Here is a 25,577-nt window from a genome sequence, read left to right on the forward strand (position 1 = left end):
ACCTCTCGGACGCATGGCCGAAGATCGCTGCTGCAAGACATCGTTGCTTAAGTCGAGGATCCTTGTGCTGTGACGACATCCACGCCCGAACTCCCTCGCCGCCGGCGAATGCACCTCCGCCTGAATCGCCAGCAGATCAACGGCCTCGTCTGGCAGATCGTGGTGGTTGCCATCGCGGTCGCGATCGTTGGCTGGCTCTGGTCCAACGCCCTGCACAATTTGTCGGTACGCCGGATTTCGACCGGCTTCGCCTTTCTCGGCCGCGAGGCCGGGATGCCGATCGCGGATAGCTGGCTTGCCTACAGCCCCAGGGATCCTTACGCCCGCGCCTTCATCGTCGGCATCGTCAATACGCTCCGCGTCGCGGTCATCGGCATCGTGCTCGCGACCGTGCTTGGCACGCTGATCGGCATCGCGCGGCTGTCGTCGAACTGGCTCTTGTCGCGACTGGCTGCGGTCTACGTCGAGGTGCACCGCGACGTTCCGCTGCTGCTGCAGCTGTTGTTCTGGTACGTGCTGATGCAGGGACTTCCGGCGGCACGCGCGGCCTGGAAGCCGATCGAAGGCGTCTTTCTGTCGAACAGAGGCCTGGTGTTGCCATCGGTTCCGATCGAGACCGCAAATCTGTGGGTGATCGCCGCAGTGCTGGCCGGGTTGAGCGCGCTGTATCTATTGCGGCGGCAGTTGGTGGCGCGGCAAATGGCGGACGGCAAAGCGCGTCCGCTCTGGCCCTATGCGCTAGCCTTGCTCGTCTGCCTGCCGGCGCTGGTGTCGTTCGGTCTCGGCGCGTCATGGACCATCACGTTGCCCGAACTGCGCGGCTTCAATTTTGTCGGCGGACTGACGCTCGCACCGGAATATTTCGCGCTGCTGATCGCGCTCGTCACCTACACCTCGGCCTTTATCGCCGAAATCGTACGCAGCGGTATTCAGGCTGTTCCAAAAGGCCAATGGGACGCCGCCAACGCGCTCGGCCTGCGCCGTAGTTTTGTGCTTAAGCGCATCGTGCTGCCGCAGGCGCTCCGCGTCATCATTCCGCCGATGACCAGCCAATATCTGAACCTGACCAAGAATTCCTCGCTTGCGGTTGCGGTCGGATACCAGGACGTGGTGTCGATCGCGAATACCACGCTGAACCAGACCGGACAGGCCATCGAAGCCATCGCGCTCATCATGGCCGTGTTCCTCACCATCAGCCTCGGCATCAGCCTATTCATGAACTGGTACAATGCGCGCATCGCGCTGGTGGAGCGCTGATGCCATGACGTCGATTACGGACGCTCCGCAAAATCCGCTCCCCTTCGACGCGCGACCCCGCAGGACTCCGACCGGCCACGCCATCCGGTGGCTGCGCACGAATCTGTTCGCCTCGGTCACGTCAAGCATCATCTCCGTGCTTCTGATCGCGCTGCTCGCCAAGGCGTTCATCAGCCTGGTGCAGTGGGGCTACTGGAATGCGATCTGGATCGTTTCCGGCAACCAGACCGGCCCCTGCCGGTCGATCCGTGGGCTCGGCGCCTGCTGGGCTGTGATTCCTGAAAAATATCGCTTCATCCTGTTCGGCACTTACCCCTTCAATGAGCAGTGGCGGCCGGCGCTGGTGTGCCTCATCTTCATTGCGCTGTTCTGGGTGTCGAGCCGGCGCAATTGGTGGCGCAAGGAGCTGGTATTGGTGTGGGCGGCGGCGTTGGTCCTGATCGGCGTCTTGATGTGGGGCGGCGTCTTCGGACTGTCCTACGTTTCACAGGATCGCTGGGGCGGGCTGCCGGTGACGCTGATCCTGGCGACGTTCGGACTGGCGTTAGGCTTTCCGCTCGGGATCGTGGTGGCGCTGGGCCGCCGTTCAAAGTTGCCCGCGATCCGGTCGCTCTGCGTGCTCTATGTCGAGTTGATCCGCGGCGTTTCCCTGATCAGCCTGCTGTTCATGGCGAGCGTGATGTTTCCGCTGTTCCTGCCCGACGGCGTCAACATCGACAAACTGCTCCGGGCGCAGATCGCGTTCATATTGTACGCCGGCGCCTATCTTGCCGAAGTCATCCGCGGTGGCCTGCAGGCCATTCCGAGAGGACAGCACGATGCCGCCGACGCGCTCGGGCTCACCTACTGGAAGAAGAACGGCCTGATCATCCTGCCGCAGGCGATTCGCCATGTGATCCCGCCGCTGGTGAACACGTTCATCGCCTTCTTCAAGGACACCAGCCTGGTGCTGATCATCGGTATCTTCGACCTGCTGACGACGGCGAAGACCTCCATCATCGATCCCGCCTGGCAGCAGTTCAGCGTCGAAGTCTACGTGTTCGTCGGGCTGATCTATTTCGTGTTCTGCTTTGCGATGTCCCGCTACAGCCGGCAATTGGAAGCGCAGTCCCGGCCGGGCTGACGGCCGATCGCGGCGTGCCTGGCGTTAGCCGGCGTTATCGGTCGGTCCATTCGATTGCGGCGCGGTCCTGCAACGAAAACAGCGGTCCATCGTAGAGGAACGAGCATTGGTGAATCACCACCTGCCCTGCGCTGACGGTCACGTGCGAATAGTCCGGCGGTTCGTGCGACCCGGGAATGTGATCCGCCGTATCGAGGTCGAACGCCACCTGATGCGATAGCGCGCGCTGGATGTGGAAGGGAATGCCGCGCCAGGCGCCCGAGATCGGCCGGTGCAGATGGCCCATAAATAGATAATCCGGCTTTCGCGTGCGTGCGATCACGTCCCATTCGGCCTCGGGATCGGCGAGCTTGATGTCGTCCATGTAGCGCAACCCGGTGTCGAACGGCGGATGGTGCTGAAACAGCAGCAGCGGGCGATCGGCCGGTGCCGAAGCAAGCGCGTGTTCGAGGAAAGCGAGCCGCGCCTCGCACAGCAAGCCGGCGTGGTCAGGCGCGGCCTCGTTCAGCGTGTCGAGAGTGACGACCGTCGCAGCGTCGAACGTCTGAACACTTTGTACGAAGCCGGACTGGTCGCGCGCGACGCCCGGAAAGTAGCGGCGGAACGGCTCGCGCTTGTCGTGGTTGCCCATCAAGAGGATGGTCGGCGCCTTCAGCCGCGCCAGGACCGAGGCGAGATTTTCGTAAGCGGTGTCCTCGCCCCAATGGGCAAGGTCACCGGTCACGATCACGAAGGAAATATCCGGATGATCGCGGTTGATCCGCTCGACCGCCGCGCCAAGCCGCTCGGTGGGATCCAGCCCGTAAAGCCTACGGCCACGGGCGACGAAATGAGTGTCGGTGAGGATGACGAATTTCATCGAATCATGGTCTCCCCTGTTAGCGACCGCCGCGGCGCGGCGTGGTGTGGTAGCCGCGGCGGTTCTTGATAAGGCGGTTGTCAACGCACCGAACCCACCGTCTTCGGCAGCAGCTTCTGCACGTCGCTAGTCATGTCGGCGAGAACGGCTTCCGGCTCCTTGGTGCGCGCACCCGTCACGATGGAGTTGAGATGATCCTTGATCACGTCGGTGATCTTGAGACCGTTGTCGCCGGGGAAGGCGTACCATTTGGTCAGCAACGCGAGCTGGCTGACCGCGGTGTAGTTGTTCGGATTCTTGACGTAGAAATCCTTCAGGTGGATGTCGTTGGCGACCTTGTTCGGCGGCATGTAGCCGGTGGTCTCCGCCATGATCGCAGCCCCCTTCGGGCCGGTCCAGAACTTCACGACCTCCCAGGCCGCGTCACGCTTGGCCTTGTCCTTGGCCAAGATCATCACAACATTCCCGCCGGCCGGTAACCGGCCGTTCGGCGACACCACGTCCGGAAAGGTGTGGGTCTTCAGTTCGAACTTGCCGCCGATCATCTGCGTGGTCTTGTTGAGGTCGGAGGTCGAGGTGACGTGAATGCCGGTCTTGCCGGCGGCAAAGGTTGCGCGCATCGCCGGCTGGTCGAGATTGGGCATGCCGGCTTCACTGACAAGGCGCGCCAGCGTTCTGATCGCGAACTGGCCTTCCGGCCCGTTGAACGCCACCTTGTTTTCCTCGGCGCTCAACATGGTGCCGCCGCGCGAAAACACCGGCGCCTGCCACAGCCAGTTGCCGGTGATGTCCCAGGCGTAGGTGATGCCGTTGATGTCGGGACCGAGCGCCTTGATCTTCCTGGCGAGATCGATCAGCCCGTCCCACGTCTTCGGCAGATTGGCCGGATCGGCGCCGGCCTTCTTCGCCAGATCGAGATTGACGTAGACGATCGGCAGGGAAATCGCGAACGGTAGCGCATAGACCTTGCCGCTCGCCGTGCCGATATCGAACAACGCCTGATGGAAGCCCTGCTTGTCGAAATCCTTCTCGGCCGCGATATAGCCGTCGAGTTCAGCCGGAATGTTCTTGTCGACCAGCACGCGGATGCGGTTGAGACCCTGGAAGCTCACGTCGGGCATCTGGTTGGTCACCGCCTCGCGCAGCACTTTCTGGGTGCCCTCCTCGTAGGAGTCATAGGGCGCACGCAGCGTGACCTTGATGTCCGGCCGCACCTTGGCGAACTCCTCGATGATGCGCTTGTGCGTGCCTTCGAACAATTCGGCATAGGGGTATTGAACGACGACTTCGGTCTGCGCATGCGCGAGGCCGGCGGCGAGCGAAAAGGCGGCTGCGGCAATCCATGTTCTGAGCATTGTCGTCTCCTGAGGTTTGAAAAGACTCGGTTACTTGATGCCGGTGAGCGTGATGCCTTCGATGAAGCGTCGCTGGGCGAACAGGAAGGCGATGACGAGCGGGGCGATGATGACCATCGCCGCCGCCATCAGCGGGCCGTAATTGGTTCCGGCCTCATTGTTGCGAAAGTGCGCGACCGCAAGCGGCGGCGTCTGCAAATGCTCGCTGTTCAGCACGATCAATGGCCAGAAATAGTCGTTCCAGTGCGCGACCACCGAGAAGATGCCGAACGCCGTCACCGCCGGAATCGCGGTCGGAAGCATCACGCGCCAGACGATGCCGAACTCGGAAATCCCGTCCATTCGCGCGGCGTCGATCAGGTCGTCGGGCACGGTCTTGAAAAACTGGCGCATCAGGAAAATGCCGAACACCGAGATGGTGAACGGCAGCACCAGTGCCGCATAAGTGTCGAGAACACCCATCTTATGCAGCAGCAGGAATACCGGGATCGCGGTCGCCTGCGGCGGAATAAGGATGCAGAACACGACGAGCGCGAACAGCACGTCACGGCCGAGAAAGCGGAGTTTGGCAAGGGCGTAGGCGGCAGGCAGGGCAACCAGCACCTGAAGGCCGAAGATCGAGATCGTGACGATCAAGCCGTTGAGCAGATAGCGCCATAGATCGGCCTTGGCGAAGGCGATCAGCAGATTGTCCCACAGCGCGAACTGGTAGGGGATCAGGTGCAGATCGGACGAAAAAATCTCGGTTTGAGGTTTTGACGCGGTCGATACCATCCAGATGAACGGCGTCAGCATCACCAGCGCTCCCGCCAGCAGCACGATGTGCCGGATCGCAGACCACAGAAGCATGCGGGCCCGCGGCGTCATGCGTAGTGCACTTCCCGGTTGCCGAGCGCCGATTTGAGCAGGGTGAGCAGCAGCACGAAGGCCAGGAACACGACGGTAACGGCCGCCCCATATCCGGAGCGGAAGAACTCGAAGCCTTCAGTATACATCGTGTAGATCAGCACTTCCGACGATTTCGAGGGGCCGCCCTTGGTCAGGACCTGAACGGTGTCGAACACCTGGAACGAGCGGATTGCCGAGATCGCCACCACGAACAGGGTAACCGGCCCGAGCATCGGCCACGTCACCAGGCGGAAACGCGACCACGCGCCTTCGGCGCCGTCGATCTCGGCCGCGTCGTAGAGATGCTTCGGGATCGAGACGAGACCGGCGAGAAACAGCACCATGTTGAAACCAGTGGCCTGCCAGATACCGATCACGCACAGCGAATAAAGAGCGGTGCCGCGATCCTGCAGCCAGCTATGGCCCTGCAGGCCGGCGGCGCGCAAAAGTCCATTCACCAGGCCGAACTGCGGGTGCAGCATGAATTCCCAGACGATCGCCATCGCAATCAGCGTCGCCATGACAGGAAGGAAGTAGACGGTGCGATACCAGCTCTTGAGCCCGGCGCCGCTCTGGATCAGGAGAGCAACGCCGAGCCCGAGCGCCACCGCGCCGGGCACTACGATCGCGACATAGGTCAGCGTGTTCTTCAGCGAAATCCAGAACACCCGGTCGGCGAACATCTCCCGGTAGTTCGAGAGTCCGATCCAGGAGAACGCCGGCGCGCCGAGTTGATAGTCTGTAAACGAGAGCGCGATCACGCCGGCGAGCGGGCCGATCAGCATCAGCAGCATCAGCACGAAGGCCGGCGCGGCCAGCGCGTAGGCTGCCTGCGATCGCCCCGTCCGGCGGAAACTGGCAAGCACCCGCGCAGGGACGCGTGGCGCCATCGCCGCTCCCTGCAGCGCGGTGGCAGCGTCAGACAACGGCCTTCTCCCGCGGCCGCTCGACGCGCGACGGGACGGAGGTCACGATGCGCTTACCGTCGACGTCGAAGGCGCGAACCGCCTCCGGTGCAAAGCCGTAGCCGACTGTGGCTCCGATCGCCGGCAACTGGCTGGGGTCGTTGACGCGCGCCACCACGGGCGCGTCCGTGCCCGCGCTGCCGATATGGACGAAGGCTTCCGATCCCAGATTTTCCAGATGCACGACCGTGCCGTAAAGCAGTCCGTGCAAAGCCAGCTCGATCCGCTCCGGCCTGACGCAGATTCGGCACTCTCCTTCCGGCGCTGGTGTTGCCACATGGAGAACATGTCCGAGCATCTCGAGCCGGCCATCGCTGCGGATACGACCGGGAAATACGTTTATCTTCGGCGTGCCGACGAATTCGGCGACGCGGATATCGTGGGGGTCGTCATAGACAGCGGCGGGCGTACCGACCTGAATGAGCTCGCCGCCGATCATGACGGCAATCCGGCCCGACATGGTCATGGCTTCGGCCTGGTCGTGGGTGACGTAGATGAAGGTCGTCTTTAGCTGTCGGTGCAACTGGGCAATCTCGGCGCGCATGTGCACCCGAAGCTTGGCGTCGAGATTGGATAGCGGCTCGTCGAACAGAAACGCGCGCGGTTGACGCACGATGGCGCGGCCGACCGCAACGCGCTGGCGCTGTCCTCCGGACAATTGCCCGGGCTTGCGCTTCAGCAGCGGCGAAATTTCGAGCTGCTCGGCCACCCTTTCGACATCGTCGCGAATGACGCGTTCGGCGCGGCGGCGACCAGGCATCAGCCGACCCAGGAACGGCGCCCGCTCCAGCGCAGACAGGCGCTTCATCCGCAGTGGGACGGCGATATTGTCAAACACGCTGAGGTGCGGATAAAGCGCGTAGGACTGGAACACCATTGCCAGATTGCGCGCACTCGGCCTGACGCCGTCGGCATTGACACCATCAATCCGGACTTCGCCGGAGGACTGCGGTTCGAGACCGGCGATGATGCGCAGAAGCGTGGATTTGCCGCACCCGGATGGGCCGACGAGGGAGATGAACTCCCCGTCGTGAATCGTGAGATCAACGCCTTTCAGAACCTCGGCGCCGTCAAAAGCCTTGCGAAGCGCCCGAATCTCGATCTCGGCCATTTCAATCCGGTATCCGTGGCTGCGGTACCGGATGTCCTAAAGGGCTTGTTTGACAGTTATATCACACTGGAACGAACCGTCGGGCTTGGCCCCAGCTTTCCACCGGCCGCTCCCCGGAACATGGGTGATGCACCGGCGGGGCTCCGCCTACACTTTCACCAAGCTCTCGAATCCACCATAGATCATCCGCTTACCATCGAACGGCGGCTTTGCTTTCGGATCCATCATTTCGTTCAGCCGCGGGTCCGCCATCACCTTGGCGTTGATCTTATCGCGCTGGGCGCGCGACTTGTAGGTGATCCACGCGAACACGACGGTCTCGCCCGGCTTGAGCTTCACCGCGCGCGGAAACGACGTGATCTTGCCGACCTTGACGTCCTCAGCGACCCATTCGCGATAATCGAGCGCGCCATATTCGCGCCAGACCTTGCCGGCCTTCTTCGACAGGCGGGCGTACGCCTCGAGATTTTTCTTCGGCACGGCGACGATGAAGCCATCGACGTAAGGCACGCGTACTTTCTCCGTTATTTCCCTTGAGCGTCAGGAGCAAAGTCGCCGCCGTCATTCCGGGATGGTGCGTTAGCACCAGACCCGGAATCTCGAGATTCTCAGGTGCGCAATTGCGCACCATAGTTCGATGCTTCGCATCGCCCCGGAATGACGAGAACAAACACTTGCTCAGCCATGACAGCAAGATGCCTGAACCTGTGACGGTTGGTATTGGTCACGTAGCCGCACCCAGTCCATCGGGTATGGCAGGCCTTCCTCGTGGCGCCCGAGCGGGGTGAGGTCGAGATAGTGATAGGCGGCGTTCATCATGTCGAGGCCGCGCGAGAAACAGGAGTAGGTGTGGAAGACGGTCCCGGCCTCGTCGCGATAGAATACGCTGATGCCCGGCGCCTCTTCGCCGCCAAAGGGAGTCGTGCCGAAATTGTAGAGCGTGGCGCCTGACTTGAGCTGCTCGGGTGTGAACGAGACACCGTAATCGTAATTGAACTCATTTGCACCCGACGACAGCCAATCGAAGGTCCAGCCCATCCGCTGCTTGAATGCGGTAAGCTTTTGCAGCGGCGCGCGCGAGATCGCGACCATCGTGGTGTCGCGGGCGGCCAGATGCGGGATCATGCGCTCGAACCCGTCTGCCCAGAACGAGCAGCTCTTGCAGGCCTCGCTCCAGTCGGGCGCGAACATCAGATGCTGCACCACGAGCTGGCTCCGCCCCTTGAACAGGTCGCCGAGCGAGACCTTTCCGCCGGGCCCATCGAATACGTAGTTCTTTTCGACCCTGACCCAGGGCAGCGCGCGCCGTTCTTCGCTCAGACGCTCGCGCGCTCGGGTGAATTCCTTCTCATGCGCAAGGTGCGCCTTGCGGGCGACGATCCATTCCTCGCGGGAAACAACGGCGTTCGATGGCATGGCAGGCTCCGTCGTTCAAGCCAGATAGTTTTCGAGTTTGGCGAAGAGTTCCGTCCAGCCGCGCTCGTGGTTGTCGCGCGCAACGGAATCGACGAACTGCGCGTGGTTGAAGACGAGCAGCGAACCGCTTCCTTCCGGCCTGATCGAAATGCTCACCAGCGATTCACGCTCCGGCGTCGAATGCCATGCCCAGCTAAACACCAACCGCTCGTTCGGAACGACCTCGCGATAGACGCCACCGACCTCGTTGTAATTGCCGTCGGCGTTGAAGCTGATGCGATAACGGCCGCCGACGCGCAGATCGATGTCGGCCTTGACCGAGCCCTCCTCTACGGAGGTCGGCCCGAACCATTGCACTAGCTTTTGCGGGTCGGCCCACGCGGCGTAGACTTTTTCGGGCGCCGCGCTGAACCGGCGCGTGAGCGTGAGGCTGGGCCGCGCGGCGAGTTCGTCGTCGCGGGCAGTATCGTGCTTGGCAAGGCTTGACTGGGTGGCCATGGGTCTTCCTCCACAAAAGCGGCAAGGCGGTCGAGATTGTCGGACCAGAAGCGCTGGTAGCGATTGAGCCAGTCCATCGCCTGCTCCATCGGCTCGGCGGTCAACCGGCACGCGACCGTGCGGCCGGTCTTTTCGCGCGCGATCAGGCCGGCATCAGACAGCACATCGAGATGCTTCATGATCGCGGGCAGCGACATCGAAAACGGTTGCGCCAGCTCGCTGACCGACAGGCTTTCGCGGTCGCCGAGCCGCGCCAGCAGCGCGCGCCGCGTCGGATCGGACAGCGCGGCAAAGGTGCGGTCCAGAACGTTCTCTTGATACTTAACCATATGGTTTAGTATAGACGTAAACAGAACGCCGTCAAGCCGGCGTTTACATCACGAAGTCGGGAGTGGCGAAAGAGCGAGACACTGATGGCCGGATCGTTCAGCGCAAACAGCGCTCTCGCCCGGCCATCATGCAGGAGGATTGCAAGGAGCGATCAATAATCCCGATAAACCCGCATCCGCCGCTGCTGTTGTCCAAAGGCGAAGCGCGGATTGACGTTGCAGTAGAGCCCGCGACCCGACGCCGATGCCATGCACTGACCATAGCTGCTGTAGGAGCAGTCGCCAGGAATGCCGATGGTCCGACCCTGGAGGCAATAGGGATAGTCATACGCCGCCGCGGGTGAACTGCCCGCGACGGTGGCGACTGTCGCCACCGTCAGCGCCAATGTCGCTATTACTGCACTGCGCATCTTCGATCTCCTTCACATGACGCAAGCCGCGTCGCCTTTGCCATAAAACATCGCGGCCCTGCCTATGTTCCGTGACGAAGATCACTGCACTTTTTCGATCTTGGCTTCCTCGATCACCTTCTTCCACTTTTCGGTTTCGGCCACGATCATCTTGCCGAACGCCTCCGGCGGCCCGATCAGCGGCTCGCCGCCAAGCTCGGTCAGGCGGGCCTTGATCGCCGGCTCGGCGAGGATCTCGTTGATCTCCTTGTTCAGCTTGGCGATGACCTCCTTCGGCGTGTTCTTCGGTGCACCGACGCCGAACAGCGCGCTCGCCTCATAGCCGGGGATGGTGTCGGCAAGCACCGGCACATCAGGCAATAGCGGTGACTTTGTCGTGCTGGTGACGGCCAGCGCCCGCACCGAGCCGGCACGAACATGCTGGAGGATGGAAGGCATGTTGTCGAAGATCAGCTGGACCTGGCCGCCGAGCAGGTCGGTGATTGCGGGCGCGGCACCGCGATAGGGCACGTGCTGCATCTTGGCGCCGGACATCGCCATGAACATTTCGCCCGACAAATGCACGGACGTGCCGTTGCCGGACGAGGCCAGGTTCACCTTGCCGGGATTGGCTTTCACATAGGCGATGAACTCGGCGGGCGTTTTGGCCGGCACGTCCTTGTTGACCGTCATCACGTTCGGCACGCGATTGAACGCCGCGATCGGCGCAAGATCGCGGACCACGTTGAACTTCAGATTGGCGTAGAGCGTGGCGTTGATGTAGTTCGCGGGATTAACCAGCAGCAATGTATAGCCGTCCGGCTCGGCGTTGATGACGGATTCGGTCGCGATATTGTTCCCGGCGCCGGGCTTGTTCTCGATCACGAATTGCTGGCCGAGCCGTTCGGAGAGCCGCTGGCCGATCAGCCGCGCTATGATGTCGGTCGCGCCGCCCGGCGGATATCCGACGACCCATTTAACCGGCCGGGTCGGATAATCCGCCGCCGAAACGCTGCCGATCGAAGCGGCAGTGGAAAGGCCGATGGCGGCCAGGCAAATCGCGGTACGGCGTGAAATCATAAAACTTCTCCTTGGAGGCCGGGGTTCAGGCCCGGTCCGTTTCTATTGAGGTGCGGTTCTATTGAACCGAACGCGGCGCGCGTTGTAACAAACAAACTCGGGTGCGGCCAGTGGGGCGCAGCGTCTGCGACCGCGACGAAAGGATAAGGCATGTCTGTCAGGGTTAACGCTCTCGACCATCTCGTGATTAATGTGTCGGACGTGGCGCGTTCCGCCGAGTGGTACCGGAAGATCCTCGGCATGGAGGTCAAGGTGTTCGATCCCGGTCCGGGCAAAACGCCGCGGACCTCGCTGGTGTTTGGTAACCAGAAGATCAACGTGCGGCCGCGCGACGCCGACAAGGTCGAGTGGTTCACGGCCGACCACGAAGCCGCCGGCAGCGACGATCTGTGCTTCCTGACGTCGAGCACGCCGGACGAAGTCGTGGCGCACCTGCAGGCCAACGGCGTCGCGATTGAGGAAGGCCCAGTCGCGAAGCAAGGCGCCCGCGGCAGGCTGCGCTCCGTCTATTGCCGTGATCCGGACGGAAGCTTGATCGAGATTTCGTCGTATGAGGATGGGACGGGCTAGGGCGTAGGAATCCCGATTTGCGCCCTGCGCCGTCCGATGGCAGAACTGCTTCCAAGCAAAAACCAAGGCGGCCGTAGAGCCGCGCGGGAGGAATCATGCCACTTTCGCAGGCCGCACCGGGCATTATCGGACCGTTCGGAGGGCTCGACGTGCCGTGGCTGCTGCGGATGCGTGCCGAAAGCCGCCGCAACCATCCATTCCTGATCTGGGCGCCGTTCGAGGGGCCTGCGCGCAACTGGTCTTACGGGGAATTCCACGAGCGCGTCGGCGCGCTTTCCGCTGGCCTCGCCAATCGCGGCGTCAAGCCCGGCGAATACGTCCTGATCCATCTCGACAATTGCATCGAGGCCATGCTGGCCTGGTTCGCCTGTGTCGAACTCGGCGCGATCGCCGTCACCACTAACACCCGCTCGGCGGCAGCCGAGATGGAGTATTTCGCCGGCCATTGCGGCGCGGTCGCCGCCATCACCCAGCCCGCCTACGCCGAGCTGATCTCGGCCAATTGCCGCGACCTGCGCTGGATCGCCGTGATTTCGCACGACGCCGGCAGTACGCCCGCGCAAGTCGCGCCGCGCGGCGACAGTTTTGAACAGCTCTTCGCCGACAGCGCCGACCGGCCGCGCCGCGCCACCGATCCGTTCGCGCCGTGCAGCGTGCAATATACCTCCGGCACCACGTCGCGGCCAAAGGCGGTGCTATGGACGCATGCCAACGCATTGTGGGGCGCCAAGATCAATGCCGCGCATGAGGACCTGCATGCTGGCGACGTGCACCAGACCTATCTGCCGCTGTTTCACACCAACGCGCTGGCCTATTCGATGCTGGCATCGCTGTGGGTCGGCGCGACCTGCGTGATCCAGCCGCGGTTTTCGGCCAGCCGCTTCTGGGGCGTGGCGCTCGAGCACAACTGCACCTGGACCTCGACGATTCCCTTCTGCATGAAGGCGCTGCTGGAACACGAGATCCCGAAGAACCACAACTTCCGGCTCTGGGGCACCGCGGTATCCGAGCCGCCGCCGTTTGTCGCCTTCAGCGTCAAGACGATCGGCTGGTGGGGCATGACGGAGACCATCACCCACGGCATCGTCGGCGAAGTCGACCAGCCCAATACGCCGATGTCGATCGGCCGCGCGGCGCCGGAATATCAGATCCGCATCGTCGAGGACGACGGCACACCGACTGAAGTCGGCGGCACCGGCAATCTCCTGATCAAGGGCATTCCCGGCCTGTCGCTGTTTTCAGAATACCTCCACAACGAAAAAGCCACGCGCGAGAGTTTCGACGAGCACGGCTATTTCATCACCGGCGACCGCGTCACGCTGCTCGAGAACGGTTTCATCCGGTTCGGCGACCGTACCAAGGACATGCTGAAGGTCGGCGGCGAGAACGTCGCGGCCTCCGAAATCGAACAGGTAATCGCGGTGGTGCCCGGCGTGCGCGAGGCCGCGGTGGTGGCAAAGAAGCACCCGATGCTGGATGAAGTGCCGGTGGTCTTCATCATTCCGCAGGCCGGTGTCGCGGGCGCACCGGCCGATCTCCATGATACAGTGACGGCCGCCTGCAGAACCGCCCTCGCCGACTTCAAGGTTCCGCGCGAAATTCACTTCGTCGACGACATGCCGCGCTCGACGCTGGAGAAGGTGGCAAAAGCGGAATTGCGGAAGATGCTAGGGTGAGAGCGGCTCGTAGGGTGGGCAAAGGGCGCAGCGCCGTGCCCACCATTGGTCGGCAACGGTGCAAGTGATGGTGGGCACGGCGCAAACGCGCCTTTGCCCACCCTACTGACCGGACCGCGGAATCAATAATACCCGAAGGCCACCGGGCGGAAGGCGTGCAGCAGATGCTGGTCGAGCTTGTCGCCCATTTCTTCCATCATCCCGTAGGCCCGGGCGTGGGTGAACTGCAGCCGGTAGGCGCGCTTCTCGACGAGGGCCGCGTAGATATCCACGATCGTGGTCAGCCTCACGATGTCGCTGATCTCCTTGCCGCTCAGGCCGTTGGGATAGCCGGTGCCGTCGAGAAATTCATGGTGGTGTAGCACCACGTCGAGCATTTCGGGCGGGAAGCCGCCTTGCGCGGACAGCGCGTCGTAGCCGCGGCGCGGATGCTGGCGCATCTCTTCCATCTCTTCCAGCGTCAACGGGCCCGGCTTATCCAGGATCGCCACCGGAATGAACGCCTTGCCGACGTCGTGTAGCAGGGCCGCGCGGGCGAGACGGCGCTGGTCGTCGTCTCGCATGCCGAGATGCTGCGCATACGCCACCGCAAAACCGGTGACGAAGAGACAATGGCGATAGCTGCCGGTGTGGTGGCAGCCGACCGCCGTCAACCATTCCCGCAAGGACGAGTGCTTGATCGCCTTGAGAATCTTGCTCTCGGCCTCGATGATGTCGCTGAACTTTAGGGGAACGCCGGCCGGAAGCTTTTCGAAGATCTTGACCATCACGGCATGCGCCGCCTCGACGCCCCGGTTGAGCGCCTTGCCGCGATCGGTTTCGTCGTAGCCGTCGCTGTCCGGAAACGCGGCGCGGATCCGCTGCAGGATGCCTTGTGCATCGAACGGCCGCGCGATCGTGTCGGTGGCGCCGAGCGCCCAGGCCTGCATCGATCCGTGGTGAAGCGCGTCCGCCAGCACGAACAGCCGCGGCATCTCGCGATAGGCCTCGGCCCGCAGCTTGTTGCGCACCAGTTGCACGCTTTCGGCGGAACGCAGGTTGATGTCGACCACGATGCCCGCCAGATCCCGTTCCGGGCTGTCGGGAATGTCGGAAGTCGCGATGGTGTCGACCTGACCGACGGACCGCAAAATGCTGGCGAGTTCGCTGCTCTGATCGCTCCGATCCGAAGCGAGCAACAGCCGGCGCCTGGTCGAAGTCTTGTTGGTTGCGGATGTCATGAAACCCCAGACCCCTAGCGATGATGACTTGCAACCGAGGCTAGCGGATAAGGGGTTCCCCGGGGCTTAAGAGGCATCGTGAACATAGGCTAATGTGAACGCTAAAATTTTAGCGATCTGGTTCGCGATGCACCGCACCCGCGACGTTATCATCCGCGAAAGCGGATGTGTTTGCGGGGCATTGGCATGCGATTGGCCACGTCGTTGCGCGTGAGCCGCGCCGTTGGGTCTGAAGATGGCGCGTGAAACGACTATACCGGCAGCCCCATTTGCTTACGAAGGCTCTTGTCGAACATGCGCTCGGGAACAAAGCGGCGCAGCACGCTCACCCGGCCAGCCATCTTACCGCACGTGTATCGGTGACGAGGCGATGCTGTAGTCGCCGCCTCAACCACTCTCGTCGCGACGACTTCGGGCCTATCCGCCGTCTTCATCACTTCCTGCAGAACCGCGACCGCCCGTGTTCGCGCCGAGCGGTATGCATGCAGTGCCTGATCCGGAAGCACCATGTTCTGTTCGAAGGAAGTGCTGGTATACGCCGGTTCCAGCAAGCAAACGCGGATGCCGAAGCTCCGCACCTCGTGATCGAGAGATTCCGAATAACCTTCGAGAGCATGCTTTGTGGAGGCGTAGAGCGCCGAGAACGGCGCCGGTATCAGGCCAAGCACCGAACTTATATTGATGATCCTTCCACCCTGCCGAGCCCGCATATGCGGCAACACCGCATTGCTCATGCGCATGACTCCGAACAGGTTTACGTCGAACAGCGCCTGGGCTTGACCGATTGACGATTCCTCGGCTCCGCCCATCAGGCCCGTCCCGGCGTTGTTGACCAAAACGTCGATCCTGCCCGTCGTATCGAGCACCTTGTCGACGGCAAGCTTCACTGAACCGTCATCGGTCACATCGCAGGCGACCATCGCAATGCCGTCGGGCCCGCTTGCGGCCATCCGTCGACTGGTGCCGAACACGCGAAATCCGGCCTCGCGCAAGGCCTTTGCTGAAGCCAACCCAATGCCCGTGGAAGCCCCGGTCACAATCGCCACTCTACCGTCTTGCCGCATGAGAACCTCCATGGACGCATTGAACAGCCGTTTAAATTAAAGTATAAATATCATATGATGATCATAATTCAATAGGCGGCCGGAGGACCCACTATGCGCTACGCCAAGGGGCAAAAAGAAACCTCACACCAGCGAATCGTGAAGGCTGCAGCGAAAAGGTTCAGACGGGACGGCATTGCCGCCGCCGGAATGACCGGGATCATGGCGGAGGCAGGACTGACGAACGGCGGGTTCTACTCGCACTTCCGCTCGAAGAGCGACCTGGTCAGGGAAGGCCTGGAGCGAGCGCTCGCCGACCAACTGCAAAGCCTGGCCGAACCCGACCCCAAGCCGGACGCATTAGCTCACCTGATCCGTTCTTATTTGTCTCAGCATCATCGTGATCGGCCCGGCACCGGGTGCGCCTCCGCGGCGCTACTGCCCGAAATTGCCCGCCAGCCCCTCTCCGTCCGGAAGGCTTACACCGCTCGGTTACGCACGCTCATCGAGCAGATGGCGCGACGGTTGCCGCAGGGGAACTCCATCCCCGAAGCCCAGGATACAGCGACCGCGATCCTTGCCCTCTTCATCGGGACGCTTCAGCTTTCGCGCGCCGTCGATGACCCAAAGTTGTCAGACGCCATGCTTGCTGCGGGCATTCGTGCGGCAACGGCGCTTGCCGGCTTGGCCGACGGTTCTGTCGAACATGAAGGCGTACAAGGATGAAATATTAAAAGCGGTGGAGATCGCGAACCGATGCGCGCCGCTGTTTTGCTCATCGTGGAGTAATTCGGGCCGTCGTCAACAAGCGGTCATTGCCTTGTCAATGCGCTGATATGCCCCTCGCTTTCCGCATTTCCCATTCGCGAGCAGATCGCGCTAGGATGCCGCCGACAGTTGCATGGGAACTCCCAGGGAGCCGCAATGCCGACGATCGATCGCGACGGGGTCCGCATCTATTACGAGGTTCACGGCTCCGGCCCACCGTTGCTCTTGACCCACGGCTATTCATCGACCAGTGGGATGTGGCAGGGACAGATCGCGGCCTTGTCGAAGCATTACAAGCTCGTGCTGTGGGACATGCGCGGCCACGGCCAATCCGATTATCCCAGTGATCCCGCAGCCTATAGCGAAGCGCTGACGGTTGCCGACATGGCGGCGCTGCTTGACGCCGTCGGCACCGAGAACGCGATCGTCGGCGGGCTCTCGCTGGGCGGCTACATGTCGCTGGCGTTCTACCGCGCTCATCCAAACCGCGTCCGCGCGCTGCTGATCATTGATACCGGCCCAGGATTCAAAAAGGACGAGGCGCGCGAGGTCTGGAACAAGCGCGCGCACGATACCGGCGACCGCTTCGAGCGCGAGGGCCTGGAGGTTTTGAAATCGGCCAGCCGCGAACGCTCCAGCGTCATCCATCGCGATGCCTCGGGACTGGCGCGCGCCGCGCGCGGCATGCTGATCCAGCGCGATGCCCGCGTGATCGAATCACTACCCCATATCAAGGTGCCGTCGCTGATCGTGGTCGGCGCCGACGACACCCCGTTCCTCGCCGCTTCTGACTATATGGCGGCCAAGATTCCGGGTGCGCAGAAGGTGGTGATCCCGGCTGCCGGCCATGCCGTCAACATCGACCAGCCGCAGGGCTTCATCGACGCGGTGCTGCCGTTCCTCGACAGCCTTGATGCCAAGGCACCCCAGAAGGCCGCGTCATGAAGACAGCGGCGGTCGCCCTCGCCCTTATCGCAAGCAGCTTCACGCAAGCGGCCGCGCAGCACTTGCCGCCGATCGGCGGCCCCTACCCGCCACCGTTCACCGAGACGCTGTCGAACAACATCCCGCTGGCGTTTGGCATGGAGGCGGATGAAGCCGCACGCGCGCTCGGCGTCCCGCTCAACTACATCAGGGGCCGTCCCGGCGATGAAATCTTTCTCGCGTTCCGCAACGTCGGCGGCAGCGGGCTGTTCTACAAGAAGGACCGGCTCTATCTGCAGTTTCGTAAGGGCAGGCTGGCCGGCTGGAAGGGCGACTGGGGTCACAATTGGATATGGCAGTAGCCGACCCCCAGAACATCGATCTCGTGCAACTCAAACGCAAATGGATGATCCGTGGGACAAGATATCGAACTGACGGCTTCGGACGGCTTCAAACTGGGCGGCTATCGCGCCGATCCGGCTGGCGCGCCGAAAGCGGCGATCGTCGTGATCCAGGAGATTTTTGGCGTCAACCACCACATCCGCTCGGTGTGCGACCGATTGGCGGGCGAAGGCTATGTCGCGATTGCGCCGTCGATTTTCGATCGCACGCAACCGAACTTCCAATGCGGCTATTCGCCTGACGAGATTGCAAACGCACGAAAGTTCATCGCCAATCCGGATTGGGCCGCGATGCTGCGCGATACCCAAGCCGGGATCGACGCCGTGAAGGATGTCGGCCCGGTCGGCATCATCGGCTTCTGCCTCGGCGGCAGCCTCGCCTATGCGGCAGCGACCAAGCTGTCGGGCTTGTCTGCCGCGGTCGGCTATTACGGCGGCGCTGTTGTCCGCTTTGCCGACGAGAAGCCGCAAGTGCCGACGCAATTGCATTTCGGCGAAAAGGATGCGGGCATTCCGCTAACCGACGTCGAAACCATCAAGGCCAAGCGGCCGGAGGTCGAAGTCCATCTCTATCCCGGCGCGCAGCATGGCTTTCACTGCGACGAACGCGCCAGCTACGACAAGGCCAGCGCCGACATTGCCTGGCCGCGCAGCCTGGCGTTTTTCGGCAAGCATTTGAGCAAATAGCGCGCAAATCTCTCCGCCGTCATTCCGGGGCGATGCGAAGCATCGAACCCGGAATCTCGAGATTCCGGGTCTGGTCCTTCGGACCATCCCGGAATGACGGCTTGCAACTAACGCCTCACTCGCCCTTGACGCCGGTTGCCTTCACGACATCGGCCCACCGCTCGTAATCGCGGCGCAGGACTTTCTCGAACGTTTCCGCCGATCCGCCCACGGGCACGAGGCTGAGCGTCTCGATCCCGGCGACACCCTCGGGCGAGGCGATGATGCGGGCGAGTTCGTCGGAAAGCTTCGTCACGATCTCCTTGGGCGTTGCGGCGGGCACGAACACGCCGAGCCAGCCTTCGATCTCAAAACCGGGGTAACCGAGTTCGGCCATCGTCGGCACGTCGGGCAACGCTTTCCTGCGCTTCTCGCCGCCAACCGCCAGCGCCCTGAGCTTGCCCGCCTTGATTTGCGAGCTCGCCGTGGTCAGGTCCTGGAACGCCGAAGTAACCGTGTTGGCGAGCAAGTCGTTCGTCAGAGGAGCCGAGCCGCGATAGGGGACATGGGTCATGTCGATATTGGCGGTCTTCTTGAGCAATTCGCCGTAGAGGTGAGACGTCGTGGCGTTGCCGAAGGTGCCGTAAGGCTTGCCGGGGTTCGCCTTGGCATAATCGATCAGCTCCTTGACGGACTTGATCGGCTGCTGCTCGGGAACCACCAGAACGATCGTCGACAGCGCGATCTGGGTGACCGGCGCGAGATCCTTGAAGACATCGTAGGGCAGCTTCGTAACGAGGCTCGGCGCCTGAATGATCTGCGTAATGCCGACCAGCACGGTGTAACCATCTGGCTGTGCCTTGGCCACGTAGTCGTTGCCGACCACGCCGCCGCCGCCCGACTTGTTCTCCACGAGGACGGTCTGCTTCCACGACTCCGACAGCTTGTTGGCAAGCAGACGGGCGAGCACGTCGGTGGCGCCGCCCGCAGGATAGGGCACCACGAATGTGATGCGGCGGCTCGGATAGGGATCCGCCGCCGATGCTTGATGCGAAGAGGCACACAAGGCTGTCAGGGCGATGGACGCAAGCAACGCAAAAGCAGTCGCCGCGCGCACCATGCGGACCGGCAAATGATGGTTCATAGTCAACTCCGGATTGCAGGCACTCTACCGACAAGCCGGCGCGCCTCGATTGAACGGCGGCTTTCTACATCGCTGCAGCGCAAGATGGAACATGGTTTCGAACGCTTTCAGCGCATAGCGCCAATTCATCGCACCGACCCGGTCCGACGCTGCTGCAGGGCGCCATGGCACGTGCGGAACCGCACGACTGCCACCGCAAGTTAGATCGCTCTGTCGGATTGATTCCGCAATATGATGCAGTGCGCAGCGTTCTGCGCTGACGCGAAACGGATGGTGAATTTTCTTGGTCAAATGCAAGGCATTTGCCTGACGCAAGTGCTCAAGAAAAGAACCGGCTCAAAATGACCGCATGATGAAAGGGCGCTGCGCTTTAGAACCAGCGCTCGCTGACCAGCACGGTGTCGCCGGGGCTGATCGGGCTGCCTTGCGGAACGACGAAGCGCGACGTGCCGGACGCATCGGTGTGGGTGACCGTGACGCTGTCGCGGCGGGCGCGCGGCGAGAAGCCGCCGGCGATCGCCACCGCGCTCTCGACCGTCATGTTCGGGACGTAGGGATATTGCCCGGGTGCTGCGACCTCGCCGAGGATGAAGAAGGGCCGATAGGCTTCGATCTCGACGGCGACCGATGGTTCCCTGATAAAGCCGGCGCGCAGTTTTGCTGAAATCTCCGCCGCCAGTCCCGCCGTGGTGCGGCCGCGCGCCCGCACCGAACCGATCAGCGGCATCGTGATCGCGCCGCCGGCGTCGATCGCGTAGGTGTTGGTCAGGCCCTCCTGGCCATAGACGACGACGCGCAGCTTGTCGCCGGCATCGAGATGATAGGCCGCGTCGTATCGCATGGGCGCGGGTTCGGCATGGGCGGCAGGCGCGGCAACAACGGCCGGTGCCGGTGCCGTGCGTGGCGCCGCGGCAAAGGCGGCGCGAAGCGCGCCAATGGCGCCGCCATTGGAATCGACCGCGGCCGTCCGCGGCGGCGGACTGTTGGGCTGGCCATAGGCCATCTGGTCGAGATCGCCTTGCGGCGCGACCGCAACCGGCCCGGTCGTGCGCATGCAGCCCGACAGCGCGAGCGCGGTGATGATCGCAGTGATCGGTATTCGAAACGCGCGCACAACCCGCACCCAGGCCATCCCTCAAAGCGAGACATCTCTAGTCTTGCACCGGGTATGGTTAATAAACGGTTTTTTGGAAGGTGGAGTGAGCAAAGGGAGGAGATGATTCCTCTCCCCGTTCTTCACGGGGAGAGGGAGAGAGAAGCAACAATCAAGCACTCACGCCGACGCCGATCGGGCAGGACACGCCGGTGCCGCCTAGCCCGCAATAGCCCGCCGGATTCTTGGCGAGATATTGCTGATGATAGTCCTCGGCGAAATAGAATGCGCCCGCCGGCGTGATCTCGGTGGTGATGGCGCCAAGGCCCTTCGCCGCCAGCGCCTTCTGGTACGTAGTCTTCGACGCGTCGGCGGCTTGGCGCTGCGCGTCACCAAACGTGTAGATCGCCGAGCGATATTGGGTACCGACATCGTTGCCCTGGCGCATGCCCTGCGTCGGGTTGTGATTTTCCCAGAACGTCTTCAGGAGCTGCTCGTAGGTGATCTTCTTCGGATCGAACACGACCAGCACCACTTCGGTGTGACCGGTGCGGCCCGAGCAAACCTCTTCATAGGTCGGATTGGGCGTATGCCCGCCAGCATAACCGACGGCGGTCGCATAGATGCCGTCGCCGAGCTCCCAGAACTTGCGCTCTGCGCCCCAGAAGCAGCCTAATCCAAAAACCGCCTGTTCGAGGCCGGCGGGATAGGGCGGCTGAAGCTTGCGGCCGTTGACGAAGTGCGTGGTTGCGGTCGGTATCGGGGTGGCACGGCCCGGCAGCGCTTCGGCTGCGCTCGGCAACGCGGTGGTCTTGCGCATGAACAACATGGAGCACCTCCAGGCGGGACATCGGCGGACGCGACGACGGCATCGGCCGGTCGGACTTCTATATATGTCTTTACGCCGGTTACCGCAGCCCTGTTACCTGGGCCGAGGCCGGCGTCCGGCCAGGTTAGTCCCGCGAATAGCCGATCAACGGCTTGCGGGGCCGGAACAGGATCATGAGCAGAATGCCGACCACGCCTAGGACGGCGAAAACCGGCTGGTCCAGCAGGACCTTCATGACACTGTCCCAGATCCACGGTGCGTTAGCCTCGACCCAGGTCCGGAACGCAAGCTGGCTGGACTGATGGACATCGTTCCAGAACTGGCCGAACCGGGTAAACCGCAGGGTCTGGTCGGCAACGAAACGGGCCCCGTCATAGACCATAAAGATGAATCCGCCGGCCAGAAGGAGCAGGCCGATAAGCCGGAAAAAACCGCGGATCATACGTCACCTTATATCTGTCGCCCCCAAAGAGGCCGTCAGCCAATACCGGGGGCACCCCGGAAATTCAACCTCGTCAGCACCTTACGCGCCCCGTTCCGTCGCCTTTTCCGGCCTTTCGGAGGCCGGAAGGCGTTGACGGTGCAGGATGCGCCCTCTATAAGACCCCCAATGGCGGCGGGCGCAATCCCGCCGCCGCTGTTCTTTGAGCAGCGCCGCTTGCGGGAGCATTTTGGCTTCCGTCCATGGCATCCTCAAGAACGGCTTAGGTTACGAACACCCTGGAAAATACAACCAGCGATCACGCGATTTGAACGGCCGGCGCGCTCAAGGGCCGACCACCCGAGCGATGACAGCCGAAGGATAGTTGAGAACATGGCCAATACGACTTCCGCCAAAAAAGCGACCCGCAAGATTGCCCGCCGCACCATCGTCAACAAGTCGCGTCGCACCCAGATGCGCGGCGCGGTCCGGACCGTCGAGGAAGCGATCAAGAGCGGCGACCGCAATGCGGCGCTGGAAGCGATGAAGCGCGCTGAACCAGAACTGATGCAGGCGGCGCAGCGCAACATCATTCACAAGAACAATGCGAGCCGGAAGGTGTCGCGCCTGACGCATGCGATCGCCAAGCTCGCGAAGTGAACTGACAGAAATAAGTATTCGTCAAAAGCCCGGCGCCGCCGGGCTTTTTCTTTTTCTGCCATACCGGCACATGAGCACGAGCCCGAAATTCATTTTCGTCACGGACGTGCACCCTGTTGGATTTCGGACACACACCAAAGGCTGCGCGCCGGATCGACCGTGACAATTCAATTGTCTCGTTGCTGAGCGCCGGCTTGCGTGTCATATTTCGGGCACCCGTAGTTTTACGAGGTGCAACTTATTGCACCAGCGTTGTCATGCGCATTTGCGAGAAGTGCGATCGCGGCGGCTGACCTGATCAGACAACACCCGCCTCCTCTGCCGGCATCGCTCGCGCGAGTTACCCTGCGAAAACAATTCCGAAAAGCTTCGTCTCGCTAATCACTTATCCACATAGCGAGGACAAGCGTTCTGAAAATTGGTCCCGGTAACCAAGATTGTAACGGTTTCTTAAAAAATTTTGCGCGTGCGGCGAAAATTGTCACGATCGTTCGCGCCGCGGGATTCTCTGCGCTGATTCAAAAACTTGGTGTGGAGTGTCGCATTTGCAGTGTTGCAACACAGCCGAAGAGTCACGCGACATCGTCGAATCACGGATTGTCAGAAATCACGCTTGGTGTATTTGTTACTCGTTCGCGACGCTCAAGGCTCTCCTGACCAGCGCGGTTTGAGACCCAAGAGCGACGTGCAAATCGGCGGCGGTGTGCGCGTTAGCGACGCTTTCCAAGCGAAGCTGAGTTGGTAACTCATAGCAATATGAGGACGGTTGTTCTGTGTCTAAATTTCCCGGCGTGGTGCTCACGTTGAAGCGCGCTCCGGACAAGGGGAATAAGATGCTTGCCGACCATGCAGCGATTGGGAACGCGGAGCTCGTGAACGTGTTGAAGACGACAGACTGAGATACGCGGCGGACGCAGCGGTCGAGCAAGCGGATGTTCGGTAGCGGCAGACTGGCTTTGAAACACTGGTGATTTGGTTACTCGTCGTACGCTCTCGCGGCGAGAGGGGGAGGTACTATGCTTTACGGAATCAACGCGACATTCAGCACGCTTATTTCCATCGAGACCGCTTCAGAATTCCTGAACAACGTTTTTGGCCGTCCCCCTACGCGAGCTCCACACCGAGCGTCGAGTACGCGCTGACCTCGCGGCAGCCTTCCACTCCATCCAGCCTTTGATCTGCGCAACGGCGATTCCGCCGAACGTTAGATCTGTGTCTGGTGGTTGAAGCGCCGCGCCGAGGTCACGTCTGGCAGGAGACCTGCAAGGCTACCGCCAGCCGATTTCACAAGACACCATTACTCATTCAGAAAAGTTCTCAGGCAATGACAAATATGGAACAGGATCGCTGGTCGCGCGTGAAGGGGCGGTTGCGGACGAGTGTGGGCGAAGACGTCTACACGAGCTGGTTTGCGCGCATGGACCTCGAAGGCGTGCAGGACGAAAGCGTCCACCTGTCGGTGCCGACCCGCTTTCTCAAGAGCTGGATCCAGGCGCATTACGCCGACCGTGTCCTGACCTGCTGGCAGGCCGAGATGCCGGAAGTACACCGGATCGACCTCACCGTGCGCACCGCGATGCGATCCGCCGCGCCGGCCAAGGAAGCGACTGCGCCGGCCGATCAGCGCCGTATCGAGCAGACCAATGGCCGGCCGGCGCCTGAATTGCGCGCGACCGCCACTGCCCCGGTGTCCGCCAGCCATGATGCGCTCGGCGGCTCGCCGCTCGACCCGCGCCTGACCTTTGCAAGTTTTGTCATCGGTCGCTCGAATACCCTCGCCCATGCGGCGGCGCGTCAGGTTGCCGAAGGCCGCCGCGGCGATCCCGTGATGTTCAACCCGCTCTACATTCACGCCGGCGTCGGCCTCGGCAAAACCCATTTGCTGCAGGCCGTGACATGGGCCGGCAATTCGGGGAACGAGCGCAAGGTGCTCTATCTCACCGCCGAGAAATTCATGTACGGCTTTGTCGCTGCGCTGAAGACGCAGACGGCGCTGGCATTCAAGGAGGCGCTGCGCGGCATCGACGTGCTCGTGATCGATGACCTGCAGTTCCTGCAGGGCAAGTCGACCCAGGCCGAGTTCTGCCACACGCTGAACGCGCTGATCGATGCCGGACGACAGGTGGTGATCGCCGCCGATCGCCCGCCGTCCGATCTCGAGAGCCTTGACGACCGCGTTCGCTCGCGGCTGGCCGGTGGTCTCGTTGTCGAGATGGGCTCGCTTGGCGAGGAGCTGCGGCTCGGCATCCTGAAATCGCGCGTGGCGGCAGCGCGCGCGCATCATGCGAGCTTCGATGTGCCCGAGGCCGTGTTGGATTATCTGGCGCGCACCATCACCCACAACGGCCGCGACCTCGAAGGCGCCATCAACCGCCTGCTCGCTCATTCCAAGCTCAACGCCCAGCCGGTGACGCTGGAGATGGCCGAGCGCGAAGTGCGCGACCTGATCCGTCCGCAGGAGCCGAAGCGGATCAAGATCGAGGACATCCAGCGGGTTGTCGCCCGGCAATACAATGTCAGCCGTTCGGATCTCTTGTCGTCGCGGCGGACCGCGAACGTGGTTCGCCCGCGCCAGGTGGCAATGTATCTGGCAAAGACGCTGACGCTGCGCTCGCTGCCCGAGATCGGCCGACGGTTCGGCGGTCGCGACCACACCACGGTGCTGCACGCCGTGCGCAAGATTGAGGCACTGGTGGCCCGGGATATCTCGCTGTCCGAAGAGGTCGAGTCTCTGAAGCGGCAATTGCAGGAATAATGCTTTAAGGGAACAGGATCTGGCTCTTCCCCAGCCTCTCCCGCCCTGATCCAATCGAAGTCGGATTTATCCGACTTCGATAGTTATAATGCCCAACTCGGGTAAACCCGAGTTGGAGAATTTTTTTCTGCCGCCAT

Annotated in this window: 27 protein-coding genes; 10 read left to right on the forward strand and 17 right to left on the reverse strand. The window is 62.2% G+C overall.

Annotated elements, in window-relative coordinates:
* Positions 1-69 precede the first annotated feature (69 nt).
* Positions 70-1,257 (forward strand): amino acid ABC transporter permease, encoded by a 1,188-nt coding sequence (locus KJQ96_RS27875; protein WP_213289575.1) that lies wholly within the window; start codon positions 70-72, stop codon positions 1,255-1,257.
* Positions 1,258-1,261: 4 nt separating this feature from the next.
* Positions 1,262-2,380: an amino acid ABC transporter permease gene (locus KJQ96_RS27880; RefSeq protein WP_213289576.1), complete on the forward strand. Its 1,119-nt coding sequence runs from the start codon at positions 1,262-1,264 to the stop codon at positions 2,378-2,380.
* Between the two features lie 34 nt (positions 2,381-2,414).
* Here KJQ96_RS27880 and KJQ96_RS27885 read toward each other — a convergent pair whose 3' ends face one another.
* The 11 genes from KJQ96_RS27885 to KJQ96_RS27935 form a co-directional block, all read right to left on the reverse strand.
* Positions 2,415-3,239 carry a phosphodiesterase gene (locus KJQ96_RS27885; protein WP_213289577.1) on the reverse strand — a complete coding sequence of 275 codons (825 nt, stop codon included), beginning with the start codon at positions 3,237-3,239 and terminating at the stop codon, positions 2,415-2,417.
* Positions 3,240-3,319: 80 nt separating this feature from the next.
* Positions 3,320-4,594, reverse strand: a complete 1,275-nt coding sequence (locus KJQ96_RS27890; RefSeq protein ID WP_213289578.1) for an ABC transporter substrate-binding protein — start codon at positions 4,592-4,594, stop codon at positions 3,320-3,322.
* Positions 4,595-4,624: 30 nt separating this feature from the next.
* Positions 4,625-5,461 (reverse strand): carbohydrate ABC transporter permease, encoded by an 837-nt coding sequence (locus KJQ96_RS27895; protein ID WP_213289579.1) that lies wholly within the window; start codon positions 5,459-5,461, stop codon positions 4,625-4,627.
* Entirely contained in the window at positions 5,458-6,372 is a 915-nt protein-coding gene (locus KJQ96_RS27900; protein ID WP_213289613.1) for a carbohydrate ABC transporter permease, read from the reverse strand. The genes KJQ96_RS27895 and KJQ96_RS27900 overlap by 4 nt, the downstream gene beginning before the upstream one ends.
* Positions 6,373-6,400: 28 nt before the next feature.
* Positions 6,401-7,558, reverse strand: coding sequence for an ABC transporter ATP-binding protein (locus KJQ96_RS27905; protein ID WP_213289580.1), 1,158 nt, complete (start codon positions 7,556-7,558; stop codon positions 6,401-6,403).
* 147 nt (positions 7,559-7,705) lie between these two features.
* Complete coding sequence (locus KJQ96_RS27910) at positions 7,706-8,068, reverse strand: DUF1428 domain-containing protein (protein WP_213289581.1); 363 nt, start codon at positions 8,066-8,068, stop codon at positions 7,706-7,708.
* Between the two features lie 168 nt (positions 8,069-8,236).
* Positions 8,237-8,974 (reverse strand): thioredoxin family protein, encoded by a 738-nt coding sequence (locus KJQ96_RS27915; RefSeq protein ID WP_213289582.1) that lies wholly within the window; start codon positions 8,972-8,974, stop codon positions 8,237-8,239.
* A 15-nt stretch (positions 8,975-8,989) separates the two neighbouring features.
* The gene (locus tag KJQ96_RS27920) at positions 8,990-9,331 is read right to left on the reverse strand and encodes an SRPBCC domain-containing protein (RefSeq protein ID WP_213289614.1); all 342 of its coding nucleotides are present in this window, start codon (positions 9,329-9,331) and stop codon (positions 8,990-8,992) included.
* Complete coding sequence (locus KJQ96_RS27925) at positions 9,331-9,801, reverse strand: helix-turn-helix transcriptional regulator (protein ID WP_213289583.1); 471 nt, start codon at positions 9,799-9,801, stop codon at positions 9,331-9,333. The genes KJQ96_RS27920 and KJQ96_RS27925 overlap by 1 nt, the downstream gene beginning before the upstream one ends.
* A 152-nt stretch (positions 9,802-9,953) precedes the next feature.
* Complete coding sequence (locus tag KJQ96_RS27930) at positions 9,954-10,211, reverse strand: DUF3551 domain-containing protein (RefSeq protein WP_213289584.1); 258 nt, start codon at positions 10,209-10,211, stop codon at positions 9,954-9,956.
* 81 nt (positions 10,212-10,292) lie between these two features.
* Positions 10,293-11,270, reverse strand: a complete 978-nt coding sequence (locus tag KJQ96_RS27935; protein WP_213289585.1) for a tripartite tricarboxylate transporter substrate binding protein — start codon at positions 11,268-11,270, stop codon at positions 10,293-10,295.
* Between the two features lie 150 nt (positions 11,271-11,420).
* On the opposite strand from KJQ96_RS27935, the gene KJQ96_RS27940 reads away from it, so the two are divergent.
* Positions 11,421-11,840, forward strand: coding sequence for a VOC family protein (locus KJQ96_RS27940; RefSeq protein WP_213289586.1), 420 nt, complete (start codon positions 11,421-11,423; stop codon positions 11,838-11,840).
* A 95-nt stretch (positions 11,841-11,935) separates the two neighbouring features.
* Complete coding sequence (locus KJQ96_RS27945) at positions 11,936-13,516, forward strand: AMP-binding protein (RefSeq protein ID WP_213289587.1); 1,581 nt, start codon at positions 11,936-11,938, stop codon at positions 13,514-13,516.
* A gap of 122 nt (positions 13,517-13,638) precedes the next feature.
* On the opposite strand, the gene KJQ96_RS27950 is transcribed toward KJQ96_RS27945, so the two are convergent.
* Both KJQ96_RS27950 and KJQ96_RS27955 read right to left on the reverse strand, forming a co-directional pair.
* Complete coding sequence (locus tag KJQ96_RS27950; protein WP_213289588.1) at positions 13,639-14,736, reverse strand: HD-GYP domain-containing protein; 1,098 nt, start codon at positions 14,734-14,736, stop codon at positions 13,639-13,641.
* A 251-nt stretch (positions 14,737-14,987) separates the two neighbouring features.
* The gene (locus KJQ96_RS27955) at positions 14,988-15,812 is read right to left on the reverse strand and encodes an oxidoreductase (RefSeq protein WP_213289589.1); all 825 of its coding nucleotides are present in this window, start codon (positions 15,810-15,812) and stop codon (positions 14,988-14,990) included.
* An 81-nt stretch (positions 15,813-15,893) separates the two neighbouring features.
* On the opposite strand from KJQ96_RS27955, the gene KJQ96_RS27960 reads away from it, so the two are divergent.
* The 4 genes from KJQ96_RS27960 to KJQ96_RS27975 all read left to right on the forward strand — a co-directional run bounded on the left by KJQ96_RS27960 (position 15,894) and on the right by KJQ96_RS27975 (position 18,559).
* Positions 15,894-16,505, forward strand: a complete 612-nt coding sequence (locus KJQ96_RS27960) for a TetR/AcrR family transcriptional regulator (RefSeq protein ID WP_213289590.1) — start codon at positions 15,894-15,896, stop codon at positions 16,503-16,505.
* 198 nt (positions 16,506-16,703) lie between these two features.
* Entirely contained in the window at positions 16,704-17,492 is a 789-nt protein-coding gene (locus KJQ96_RS27965) for an alpha/beta fold hydrolase (RefSeq protein ID WP_213289591.1), read from the forward strand.
* Positions 17,489-17,833 (forward strand): hypothetical protein, encoded by a 345-nt coding sequence (locus KJQ96_RS27970; RefSeq protein ID WP_213289592.1) that lies wholly within the window; start codon positions 17,489-17,491, stop codon positions 17,831-17,833. Before KJQ96_RS27965 ends, KJQ96_RS27970 begins: the two co-directional genes overlap by 4 nt.
* A gap of 51 nt (positions 17,834-17,884) precedes the next feature.
* Positions 17,885-18,559 carry a dienelactone hydrolase family protein gene (locus KJQ96_RS27975; RefSeq protein ID WP_213289593.1) on the forward strand — a complete coding sequence of 225 codons (675 nt, stop codon included), beginning with the start codon at positions 17,885-17,887 and terminating at the stop codon, positions 18,557-18,559.
* Positions 18,560-18,674: 115 nt separating this feature from the next.
* On the opposite strand, the gene KJQ96_RS27980 is transcribed toward KJQ96_RS27975, so the two are convergent.
* The 4 genes from KJQ96_RS27980 to KJQ96_RS27995 all read right to left on the reverse strand — a co-directional run bounded on the left by KJQ96_RS27980 (position 18,675) and on the right by KJQ96_RS27995 (position 22,046).
* Positions 18,675-19,682, reverse strand: a complete 1,008-nt coding sequence (locus tag KJQ96_RS27980; RefSeq protein WP_213289594.1) for a tripartite tricarboxylate transporter substrate binding protein — start codon at positions 19,680-19,682, stop codon at positions 18,675-18,677.
* Positions 19,683-20,052: 370 nt separating this feature from the next.
* A complete protein-coding gene (locus KJQ96_RS27985; RefSeq protein ID WP_213289615.1) occupies positions 20,053-20,796 on the reverse strand; it encodes a polysaccharide biosynthesis/export family protein in 744 nt (247 codons plus the stop codon).
* A gap of 151 nt (positions 20,797-20,947) precedes the next feature.
* Positions 20,948-21,604, reverse strand: a complete 657-nt coding sequence (gene msrA / locus KJQ96_RS27990) for a peptide-methionine (S)-S-oxide reductase MsrA (RefSeq protein WP_213289595.1) — start codon at positions 21,602-21,604, stop codon at positions 20,948-20,950.
* Positions 21,605-21,728: 124 nt separating this feature from the next.
* The gene (locus KJQ96_RS27995; protein ID WP_213289596.1) at positions 21,729-22,046 is read right to left on the reverse strand and encodes a hypothetical protein; all 318 of its coding nucleotides are present in this window, start codon (positions 22,044-22,046) and stop codon (positions 21,729-21,731) included.
* Between the two features lie 372 nt (positions 22,047-22,418).
* Between KJQ96_RS27995 and rpsT the strand changes: the two genes are divergently transcribed.
* Entirely contained in the window at positions 22,419-22,685 is a 267-nt protein-coding gene (rpsT, locus tag KJQ96_RS28000) for a 30S ribosomal protein S20 (RefSeq protein WP_028347803.1), read from the forward strand.
* A gap of 1,324 nt (positions 22,686-24,009) precedes the next feature.
* Positions 24,010-25,440 (forward strand): chromosomal replication initiator protein DnaA, encoded by a 1,431-nt coding sequence (gene dnaA, locus KJQ96_RS28005; protein ID WP_213289597.1) that lies wholly within the window; start codon positions 24,010-24,012, stop codon positions 25,438-25,440.
* Positions 25,441-25,577: the final 137 nt, after the last annotated feature.

Source organism: Bradyrhizobium sp. sGM-13 (assembly GCF_018398875.1).
Taxonomy (GTDB): domain Bacteria; phylum Pseudomonadota; class Alphaproteobacteria; order Rhizobiales; family Xanthobacteraceae; genus Bradyrhizobium.

Coding starts and splice junctions, on each gene's coding strand:
- KJQ96_RS27880 (WP_213289576.1), top strand. CDS start 1,262: ATGACGTCGATTACGGACGCTCCGCAAAATCCGCTCCCCTTCGACGCG.
- KJQ96_RS27885 (WP_213289577.1), bottom strand. CDS start 3,239: ATGAAATTCGTCATCCTCACCGACACTCATTTCGTCGCCCGTGGCCGT.
- KJQ96_RS27890 (WP_213289578.1), bottom strand. CDS start 4,594: ATGCTCAGAACATGGATTGCCGCAGCCGCCTTTTCGCTCGCCGCCGGC.
- KJQ96_RS27895 (WP_213289579.1), bottom strand. CDS start 5,461: ATGACGCCGCGGGCCCGCATGCTTCTGTGGTCTGCGATCCGGCACATC.
- KJQ96_RS27900 (WP_213289613.1), bottom strand. CDS start 6,372: ATGGCGCCACGCGTCCCTGCGCGGGTGCTTGCCAGTTTCCGCCGGACG.
- KJQ96_RS27905 (WP_213289580.1), bottom strand. CDS start 7,558: ATGGCCGAGATCGAGATTCGGGCGCTTCGCAAGGCTTTTGACGGCGCC.
- KJQ96_RS27915 (WP_213289582.1), bottom strand. CDS start 8,974: ATGCCATCGAACGCCGTTGTTTCCCGCGAGGAATGGATCGTCGCCCGC.
- KJQ96_RS27925 (WP_213289583.1), bottom strand. CDS start 9,801: ATGGTTAAGTATCAAGAGAACGTTCTGGACCGCACCTTTGCCGCGCTG.
- KJQ96_RS27930 (WP_213289584.1), bottom strand. CDS start 10,211: ATGCGCAGTGCAGTAATAGCGACATTGGCGCTGACGGTGGCGACAGTC.
- KJQ96_RS27935 (WP_213289585.1), bottom strand. CDS start 11,270: ATGATTTCACGCCGTACCGCGATTTGCCTGGCCGCCATCGGCCTTTCC.
- KJQ96_RS27940 (WP_213289586.1), top strand. CDS start 11,421: ATGTCTGTCAGGGTTAACGCTCTCGACCATCTCGTGATTAATGTGTCG.
- KJQ96_RS27945 (WP_213289587.1), top strand. CDS start 11,936: ATGCCACTTTCGCAGGCCGCACCGGGCATTATCGGACCGTTCGGAGGG.
- KJQ96_RS27950 (WP_213289588.1), bottom strand. CDS start 14,736: ATGACATCCGCAACCAACAAGACTTCGACCAGGCGCCGGCTGTTGCTC.
- KJQ96_RS27955 (WP_213289589.1), bottom strand. CDS start 15,812: ATGGAGGTTCTCATGCGGCAAGACGGTAGAGTGGCGATTGTGACCGGG.
- KJQ96_RS27960 (WP_213289590.1), top strand. CDS start 15,894: ATGCGCTACGCCAAGGGGCAAAAAGAAACCTCACACCAGCGAATCGTG.
- KJQ96_RS27965 (WP_213289591.1), top strand. CDS start 16,704: ATGCCGACGATCGATCGCGACGGGGTCCGCATCTATTACGAGGTTCAC.
- KJQ96_RS27970 (WP_213289592.1), top strand. CDS start 17,489: ATGAAGACAGCGGCGGTCGCCCTCGCCCTTATCGCAAGCAGCTTCACG.
- KJQ96_RS27980 (WP_213289594.1), bottom strand. CDS start 19,682: ATGAACCATCATTTGCCGGTCCGCATGGTGCGCGCGGCGACTGCTTTT.
- msrA (WP_213289595.1), bottom strand. CDS start 21,604: ATGTTGTTCATGCGCAAGACCACCGCGTTGCCGAGCGCAGCCGAAGCG.
- KJQ96_RS27995 (WP_213289596.1), bottom strand. CDS start 22,046: ATGATCCGCGGTTTTTTCCGGCTTATCGGCCTGCTCCTTCTGGCCGGC.
- rpsT (WP_028347803.1), top strand. CDS start 22,419: ATGGCCAATACGACTTCCGCCAAAAAAGCGACCCGCAAGATTGCCCGC.
- dnaA (WP_213289597.1), top strand. CDS start 24,010: ATGACAAATATGGAACAGGATCGCTGGTCGCGCGTGAAGGGGCGGTTG.